This window comes from Hymenobacter sp. (assembly GCF_035709525.1).
Classification (GTDB): Bacteria; Bacteroidota; Bacteroidia; order Cytophagales; family Hymenobacteraceae; genus Hymenobacter.
Genome location: NZ_DASTEP010000228.1, coordinates 1 through 6110 on the forward strand (window position 1 = coordinate 1; position 6110 = coordinate 6110).

Here is a 6110-nt window from a genome sequence, read left to right on the forward strand (position 1 = left end):
CGGCCACGAGTTTACAGGCGTTTTTCATGGGGGTTGGGAGAGGGAAAATGGGAGAAGAAAAAACTTCGGCCGCAAGGTGGGCTTTTAGCTTGAGATGGCCAATGAGCTGAAGATGAATACCCAAATTATGCACCTCACCAAACAAACACCTTCTTTTTTAAAGCTGCTAGCTAGCGCTTTAGCGCTACTCATCACGAGCTGCGGCGGCAGCAAATCGGCCTTCACCCAAAGCGGCCAGGGCTCGTACTACGCCGATAAGTTTGCCGGCAAGCGCACGGCCAGCGGCACGCCCTACCGCCCCGGCAAGCTCACGGCCGCCCACAATACGCTGCCCTTCGGCACCAAAATCAAAGTCACGAACGCCAAAACCGGCCGCTCGGTCAAAGTCACCGTCAACGACCGGGGCCCGCACGTGAAGGGCCGCATCGTGGACTTGTCGAAGAAAGCGGCCAAGAAAATCGGCCTCACCGAAGCCGGCGTGGCCCCCGTGCAGCTCAAGGTAGTGAAAGCCGTGCCCGCCAAATAAATGTAGCGCAAGCTTTAGCTTGCGGCGCGTTGGGGCAAATTTTCCCCGACGCCTCGCAAGCTAAAGCTTACGCTACACTATGCCCAAGCAACACAACATCCGCAAAAAAATAACCTGGGCGGCTCCGGCCGGTGGCCGCTTCGTAGCCCTGTCGAGCTTCGTGCAAGCCGCCGAAGACGAAGGCTGGACCGACGCCGAAATCCAGCAAGTGATGGACGAGGTGGTAGAGGCTGACGACGACGCGGCCGGCCTCGCCGTGTTGGCCGACTACACCGCCCGCTAACGCAAAAAGCCCGGCCGCTGCGCATCGCAACGGCCGGGCTTTTACTCTTAAAGCTGAGCTATTTCAGCTTATTTTTTCTCGGCTTTGGCCTTGGCCTTTTCTTTTTCCTTGTCGGCCTTTTCTTTGGCTTTCTCGGCTTTTTCGCGGGCTTTTTCCATTTCCTTGCGCTTGCCGGGGTGCTTCAGGTCGTAGGCTTGCAGCTTCTGGATGCTGTCCTGGGCCGCCATTTCGGCGCGGGTTTCGATGCGGCCGGTCAGCGACACGTAGTCGCCCTCTTTGAGCTGGGTAGTGGTGCCGTCTTTGCCGGTCACGACGCCGGCGGCGGTGATAACGGTGCCGTTGCGCAGGGTTTTATCGGCGGTGAGCGGGTTGGTCATGCCCATTTCGGTGGCCACGAGCTTGCCGTCTTTCATCATCACGCCGTCTTTCATCATGGCCGCGCCGGCTTTTACGCGGGGCTTGGGGGCCACGCGGCCGCGCGGCGCGGGGCGCGCCTGGGCTTGCGCGCCGTAGGCAGTGAATAAACAGCAGGCAACCAGCAGAATGCGGGAGATACTTTTCATAAAATAGGTAGGTAAAACTTGGTAAAGAGTCAGGATAACAGAACTAGCATACAGAAAACCGTGCCAAGCGGTTGAATAGCCCGGCCATATTCTTTCCGAAGTACAAGTTTAAGCTAAATTTCCCAGATGCCGCGCCCAACGTTTAGCGGCCGGCTACCGTTGAATTAACCCTACGCTTTTTTCGGCTTTTTTCTTTCCCACCATGAGCACCGCTTCTTCTAAATCCGACATTCAGGCTGAGTTTAAAAAAGACGTCAACATGACGGCCAGCGAGCTGGAACGCTGGCTGAAAACCGACGAGTCGAAGTCGGTGGGCCAGGCAAAGGACGGCGGCGAAAGCATCGGCCACCAGTCGGGCGAGCACATTGTGCGCATTCTGCACAAGAAAAAGGCCGATATCACCCCCGACGACGAGGCCCACATGCACAAAGTACACTCCTACGTGAGCCGCCATTCGGCCCAGCGCCCGCACGGCGACGTCGAGCACTCGCGCTGGCGCTACTCGCTCATGAATTGGGGCCACGACCCGCTGAAATAGTTAGGAGTTTTGAGTTCTGAGTTTTGAGTTGCTTTTCAACACGATGCCATTCAAGACTCAGAACTCACGACTCAAAACTCAAAACCCACCGTCATGGACTACAAGGATTATTACAAAATACTCGGCGTCGAGAAAACCGCTACCGCCGACCAGATTAAAAAGGCTTACCGCAAGCTCGCGCGCCAGCATCACCCCGACGTGAACCCCAACGACGCGACGGCCGAGCAGAAATTCAAAGAGGTAAACGAGGCTAACGAGGTGCTCTCCGACCCCGAGAAGCGCAAGAAGTACGACCAGTTTGGGGCCGACTACCAGCGCTACGAGCAGCAGGGCGCGGGCGGCGCGGGGCGCGGCCCCGACGGCTTCGACTGGAGCCAGTACACGCAGGGCCAGGGCGGCAACCCGTTTGGCGGCTTCGGCGGCGGCGGGGCGTCGTTTGAGGGCGAGGATTTTTCCGACTTTTTCAGCTCGATGTTCGGCGGCATGGGTGGCGCGGGCGGTGGCCGCAGCACCCGCCCCGGCGCGGGCCAGGACTACCAGGCCGAGCTGGAGCTGAGCCTGGAAGAAGCCTACCACGGCGGGCCGCGCACCCTCACGGTAAACGGTAAGAACCTGCGCATTACCATCCACCCTGGAGTGGCCGACGGGCAAACCATTCGGCTGCGCGACCAGGGTGGCGCCGGCCGCAACGGCGGCCCCAACGGCTCGCTGCTCATCACCTTCCGCATCCGGCCCGATGCGCGCTACGTGCGCACCGGCGACGACTTGACCCAGGACGTGCCCGTGAGCCTGTACCGCGCCCTGCTCGGCGGCTCCCAAACGGTGGATACGCTGAGCGGCTCCGTCAAAATCAACATCAAGCCCGAAAGCACCAACGGCACCCGCCTGCGCCTGCGCGGCAAGGGCTTCCCGGTGTACCGCGAAGACGGCAAGTTTGGCGACCTCTACCTGCGCCTCAACGTGCAGCTACCCCAAAACCTGACCGAGCCGGAAAAAGAACTCATCAAACAGCTGGCGCGGCTGCGCGGCGAAGAGTAGTGCTTGGTTGTTAGTGCTTGGTGCTTAGTACTTGGCACATTGCCTCTCAACACAACGCCAAACACTAACTACTAACAACGAGGCACTAACAACCAAGCACTAAGCACCAAGCACTAACAACCAAGCACTAAGCACTAACAACCAAGCACTAACATAAATGGAAACCCGCGTCTTAATTCTCACTTTCCAAGAAGTCGATACCCGCTACGGCCTGGGCCGGGCCGAGCTTCACCAGTTTCTGGACCTGGGCTTGCTGCGCCCCGCGCCCGCGCCCGATACCATCGAGGTAGAGGAGCCCGACGAGCTACTGCCGCGCCTGGCCCGCCTGCACCACGGCCTGGGCCTGGCCCCCGAGGCCATCGACGTGGTGATGCTGATGCGCCAGCGCGTGCTGCGCCTACAAGATGCCCTGGCCCGCGAGACGGCGCGAGCGCGGCAGCTTGAGCGGTTTATCACGGGCGGCGGGCCGCTACTGGAGGGGTAGCGCAAGCTGCGTTATTTCGCATTGCCTGGTAGCTAAGGCTGCGGCTTTTTCGACACGTACAAGATACCGTTTTGCTCGCCGCAAAAGGCGAAGTTTTCGCGCTGGCCGCACAGCGCCGCCGAAGCGGTTACATATAGCCGCGACTGCCTATCGAAGGCAATGCTGGTGATAGTGTGGTCGTGCGGCAGCGTCAGATGCGTTCCTAAAGCATTTTTAATCCCTATCGTCTCCACGTAGCTGGTGGCCGCGCTTGGCTGCATAGGCGTCAGGCGAAACTCGGTTTCGTAGGCCACGCCGGCGGGTGAGGTGGCCCGGTTGAGCGCGGTTTTTGGGTCGAGACTGGGCTGCCAGCGCCAGAAGTACTTCTGCCAGGTAGCGCCCTTATCGAGGCTACAATAGTACGGGCTCACCGCATAAGCGATATTGGTCGGCGTGGCCGCGCCCGCCGTGGCCGTCATCGCCAGCAGGGTGTCGCCCCGCTGCGCAAAGCCTTCTATCCCAACCCTATCGGTGTAGTTGGATTTCAGCCAGGTTTTGCCCCGGTCCTTGGTCTGGTAAATGGCGAAGCGGGTGGAAATAACCAACGTGCTGTCGATGTTGCCAGCCACTGCCTGGATGGCGCGGCCCTCCGGCGCACGCAGCGCATACCAGTCGGCGTATTCGGGCGGGCCGGGCTCGGGCTGGTCTTTGCGGCAGGCATTTAAGGCAAGTACTCCTAGTCCGAGCAGGAGCACTTTGGGGGTAGAAAGCAGGCGCATGAGGGCAGGGTGAAGAGGAAAAGGTAACCGAAGGTAAAGGACACTTCGCCACTTCGGCCGCTACCCAACTTCCTGCTAGCTGCCCACGCCCAGCGCCAGCAGCAACCCGCCCAATGTAGCGCCCAGCTTGGGCCAGTTGAGCCGGTGCTCGGGGCTGGTTTCAAACAAAATAGTAGTGGACACGTGCAGAAACGTGCCCGCCACGAAGCCCAGCAGCGCCGCGTAGGCATCGGTGCTCAGCAGCTGCTCCAGCACCACGTAGTTGCTGAACAGCAGCCCGATGGGCGAGGCCAGCGCAAACACCCCCAGCCAGGGCCACACCCGGCGCGGGCTGCCCAGCCGCAGCCGCAGCAGCGTAGCCAGCGCCACGGCGGCCGGAATGTGGTGCAACGCCACGCCCAGCACCAGCGCATAAAAATTCTCACTCACCAGCCCGGCCTGGCTTTTCAGCAAGATACTGCCCTCCAGCAGCGAATGCACTACCAGCGCCGCCAGCAGCAGAAGTGGCACCTGGCCGCGCTCCTGCGCCTCGGGCGCGTGCACGTGCCCGTGCTCGATACCCTGCGAAAGCACCTCCAGCAGCAGCTGCCCAAAGAAACCCGCCAGCACCCAGTAGCCTACGCGGTGCGGGTGTGCGGGTAGCAGCGCCAACGCCTCGGGCAGCAGGTGCGTGATGGTGAGCGCAAACAAGTAAGCACCGCTAAATGCCAGCATCGGCTTGAGCCACTGCGTAGTGCGCGCCACTGGTACCACGCCTACTACCGCCCCCGCCCCCAGCACCGTCGCGGTCAAAAGTAAAATAGCAACCCACATAGAAGGCCTGAACACGCAGAAGTGCAACAAGGTTGTGAACGCTTCCACAACATTGTTGCACTTCCATCAAAAAGGTTTTGGTGGCAAGCCACCAGTCGCACTTGGGCAGCGCTACTCGCTTTCCTTCTCCGCTTTGGCGTCGGCCTGCTGCGACGAGGTAGCTTGCTCGGGCGCTTTGGCCGCGTTTTCGGGCTTGGTGTCGGCGCTCATCACGGCGCCGGCTTCGGGGGCGGCGCGGCGGGTCAGGTTGCCTTGCAGCACTTTGCTGGCGGGCTCGCCGATGGCGTCGTGTTTGTCGCCGGGCTTGGGGTCATCGCTCTTGTCGAAGTTTTCGCTGGCGCGGGTGCCGGGGTCTACCGTGTCGAGCGATACTTTTTGCTCGGGACGCCAGTCGGAGGGCTCGCTGCTGCAAGAGGCGAGGAAAAGCAAGGCAGCGGGGGCCAGCAGGAGAAACGACTTTTTCATAAAAAGGGTAGTCAAGTGATTAGCAGATACTAAGCGGCCGGCGCAGCGTCGGGCAGCAGGTTTTTGCGGCGCAGCAGGCTCTCAAACAGCTTGCGGTCGTTGTCGTTGTTGAACAAGCGCAGGGGCAAATGTAGAAACACTGGGACATCAAAGGTGCGCGCCAGCCACTGCCGCCAGGGCTTGAGCTCGGCCAGGGCCTCGGCGGGCGTTTTGAGGTAAATGAGGTAGGCGTCGGGCTCGCGGCGCACGCGGGCAATCTGGTCCCAGGGCAACGCCATGGCGCGCTGCTCGCTCTGGCGCATGATGAACTGGCGCTGGTCCATCTCGTAGTTCATGCGCTCAAACAGAGGCTTGCTTTGCTCCATCTGCGTCACGCCCGTAATCTGGGCCGAGCGCAGCAGCACGTATAACACCGTGAGCACCACGCTCAAGGCCAGCCACCACCACGAATGCCAGATGAGCGCCGGCAGCAGCCCCACCGCAAACGGAATGGTGGCATACCACCACTCCTTGCGCCACACGTCGGCCATCGCGATGCGGGTGTAGGTGTTGGTGTCGAACTGGTATTTCTTGGTCTTGATGGTGCCCGGCGCGGGCTGCTGCGCCTGCTGCTGGCGGTAGCCGCTGCCACCGCCGCGTTGG

General features: G+C 61.0%; 10 protein-coding genes. 5 read left to right on the top strand and 5 right to left on the bottom strand.

Annotated features, from left to right (window positions below; translation table 11 throughout):
• Positions 1–127 precede the first annotated feature (127 nt).
• Together VFO93_RS19960 and VFO93_RS19965 are read left to right on the top strand one after the other, a co-directional pair.
• Entirely contained in the window at positions 128–526 is a 399-nt protein-coding gene (locus VFO93_RS19960; protein WP_325136156.1) for a septal ring lytic transglycosylase RlpA family protein, read from the top strand.
• A gap of 79 nt (positions 527–605) precedes the next feature.
• Entirely contained in the window at positions 606–809 is a 204-nt protein-coding gene (locus VFO93_RS19965; RefSeq protein ID WP_325136157.1) for a hypothetical protein, read from the top strand.
• A gap of 68 nt (positions 810–877) precedes the next feature.
• On the opposite strand, the gene VFO93_RS19970 is transcribed toward VFO93_RS19965, so the two are convergent.
• The gene (locus VFO93_RS19970) at positions 878–1372 is read right to left on the bottom strand and encodes a DUF6799 domain-containing protein (protein WP_325136158.1); all 495 of its coding nucleotides are present in this window, start codon (positions 1370–1372) and stop codon (positions 878–880) included.
• Between the two features lie 202 nt (positions 1373–1574).
• Between VFO93_RS19970 and VFO93_RS19975 the strand changes: the two genes are divergently transcribed.
• From VFO93_RS19975 to VFO93_RS19985, 3 genes are all read left to right on the top strand, one after another.
• A complete protein-coding gene (locus tag VFO93_RS19975; protein WP_325136159.1) occupies positions 1575–1910 on the top strand; it encodes a DUF3140 domain-containing protein in 336 nt (111 codons plus the stop codon).
• A gap of 93 nt (positions 1911–2003) precedes the next feature.
• On the top strand, positions 2004–2948 hold the full coding sequence (locus VFO93_RS19980; protein WP_325136160.1) for a J domain-containing protein: 945 nt from the start codon (positions 2004–2006) through the stop codon (positions 2946–2948).
• 157 nt (positions 2949–3105) lie between these two features.
• Positions 3106–3432: a hypothetical protein gene (locus VFO93_RS19985; RefSeq protein WP_325136161.1), complete on the top strand. Its 327-nt coding sequence runs from the start codon at positions 3106–3108 to the stop codon at positions 3430–3432.
• 32 nt (positions 3433–3464) lie between these two features.
• On the opposite strand, the gene VFO93_RS19990 is transcribed toward VFO93_RS19985, so the two are convergent.
• The 4 genes from VFO93_RS19990 to VFO93_RS20005 all read right to left on the bottom strand — a co-directional run.
• Positions 3465–4190: a hypothetical protein gene (locus VFO93_RS19990; protein ID WP_325136162.1), complete on the bottom strand. Its 726-nt coding sequence runs from the start codon at positions 4188–4190 to the stop codon at positions 3465–3467.
• 75 nt (positions 4191–4265) lie between these two features.
• Complete coding sequence (locus tag VFO93_RS19995) at positions 4266–4982, bottom strand: ZIP family metal transporter (protein ID WP_325136163.1); 717 nt, start codon at positions 4980–4982, stop codon at positions 4266–4268.
• A gap of 132 nt (positions 4983–5114) precedes the next feature.
• Entirely contained in the window at positions 5115–5468 is a 354-nt protein-coding gene (locus VFO93_RS20000) for a hypothetical protein (RefSeq protein ID WP_325136164.1), read from the bottom strand.
• A 29-nt stretch (positions 5469–5497) separates the two neighbouring features.
• Positions 5498–6110, bottom strand: a 613-nt coding sequence (locus tag VFO93_RS20005) for a hypothetical protein (RefSeq protein WP_325136165.1), incomplete at its 5' end; no start/stop codon positions are given.

Excerpts from the sequence above, each read along its gene's own strand:
- VFO93_RS19980 (WP_325136160.1), top strand. The coding sequence starts at position 2,004 with ATGGACTACAAGGATTATTACAAAATACTCGGCGTCGAGAAAACCGCT.
- VFO93_RS19960 (WP_325136156.1), top strand. The coding sequence starts at position 128 with ATGCACCTCACCAAACAAACACCTTCTTTTTTAAAGCTGCTAGCTAGC.
- VFO93_RS19985 (WP_325136161.1), top strand. The coding sequence starts at position 3,106 with ATGGAAACCCGCGTCTTAATTCTCACTTTCCAAGAAGTCGATACCCGC.
- VFO93_RS19970 (WP_325136158.1), bottom strand. The coding sequence starts at position 1,372 with ATGAAAAGTATCTCCCGCATTCTGCTGGTTGCCTGCTGTTTATTCACT.
- VFO93_RS20000 (WP_325136164.1), bottom strand. The coding sequence starts at position 5,468 with ATGAAAAAGTCGTTTCTCCTGCTGGCCCCCGCTGCCTTGCTTTTCCTC.
- VFO93_RS19975 (WP_325136159.1), top strand. The coding sequence starts at position 1,575 with ATGAGCACCGCTTCTTCTAAATCCGACATTCAGGCTGAGTTTAAAAAA.
- VFO93_RS19965 (WP_325136157.1), top strand. The coding sequence starts at position 606 with ATGCCCAAGCAACACAACATCCGCAAAAAAATAACCTGGGCGGCTCCG.
- VFO93_RS19990 (WP_325136162.1), bottom strand. The coding sequence starts at position 4,190 with ATGCGCCTGCTTTCTACCCCCAAAGTGCTCCTGCTCGGACTAGGAGTA.